At 57.7% G+C, this 1,195-nt stretch carries 1 protein-coding gene; it reads right to left on the bottom strand.

Annotated features, from left to right (window positions below; translation table 11 throughout):
• Positions 1–149 precede the first annotated feature (149 nt).
• A complete protein-coding gene (locus N7650_RS27860; protein WP_104881048.1) occupies positions 150–1,130 on the bottom strand; it encodes an IS5 family transposase in 981 nt (326 codons plus the stop codon).
• Between the last annotated feature and the right edge of the window lie 65 nt (positions 1,131–1,195).

Raw genomic sequence — 1,195 nt, 5'->3', positions numbered from 1 at the left:
TAGGGATGGTCTGAAGTAGCCATGCATCTCTGGCTGACTTCAGCGTCTGCCGATTTCAAAATCGCCCAACTGATCCAAGACAATCCGATCAGTCGCGCTTTTCTACCTTTTTCGTTACCGCCAGCACGTTACCGCAGCCATTTTCCGCATTACAGGCGCACCTCTCCTGCGCTGGCCAGCAAATGTCGGCGGGCCATCCACAGATTCGACAGGGCAAACAGCGTCACCATCTGCGCCGCATTCTTGGCCAATCCTCGGAAGCGCACCTTCGTATAGCCAAACTGCCGTTTGATCACGCGGAACGGGTGTTCGACCTTGGCACGGATCTGGGCCTTGGCCTTCTCGATCTTGCGCAGCGCTTTGTACAAGGCGCTGCGCTTGCCGTGTTTCTTGTAGGTGCTGCGCCGAGCCGCGATCTGCCAGATAACGGCACGACCTTCATGTTCAGGACGCTTCTCGACTCCGGTATACCCAGCGTCAGCGCACACCACGTGTTCTTCGCCGTGTAGCAGTTGGTCGACCTGAGTGATGTCCGCAACATTGGCCGCCGTGACCACCACGCTATGTACCAGGCCCGATTCTTCGTCGGCACCAATGTGGGCTTTCGCGCCGAAGTAATACTGGTTGCCCTTTTTGGTCTGGTGCATTTCCGGGTCGCGCTTACCGTCCTTATTTTTGGTCGAACTTGGCGCGTGGATCAGTGTGGCATCGACGATGGTGCCCTGGCGCAGCGACAGGCCGCGATCCCCCAGGTAGCCGTTGATCACTGCCAGAATTCCGGACGCCAACTCATGCTTTTCCAGCAGGCGGCGGAAGTTGAGGATGGTAGTTTCGTCGGGGATGCGCTCCAGGCTCAGCCCAGAAAATTGGCGAAGGATGGTGGTTTCGTACAACGCTTCCTCCATCGCAGGATCGCTGTAGCCGAACCAGTTCTGCATCAGGTGCACGCGCAGCATCGCCATCAGCGGATAGGCCGGACGTCCACCTTCGCCCTTCGGATAATGCCGCTCGATCAGGGCGATCAAACCCTGCCACGGCACCACCTGATCCATCTCGATCAGGAACAACTCCTTGCGGGTTTGCTTGCGCTTACCGGCGTACTCGGCGTCGGCGAAGGTCATCTGCTTCATCGGAAAACTCGGGCAACGGGATCGGCGTATTTCACCAGATTCGGGAAGTCTTCTTCAGGATTTCC

It is taken from the genome of Pseudomonas sp. GD04058 (assembly GCF_029836855.1).
Lineage (GTDB): Bacteria > Pseudomonadota > Gammaproteobacteria > Pseudomonadales > Pseudomonadaceae > Aquipseudomonas > Aquipseudomonas bharatica.
The sequence above is the reverse complement of the archived record's forward strand: the minus strand, read 5'-3'. Positions and strand labels throughout refer to the sequence as shown.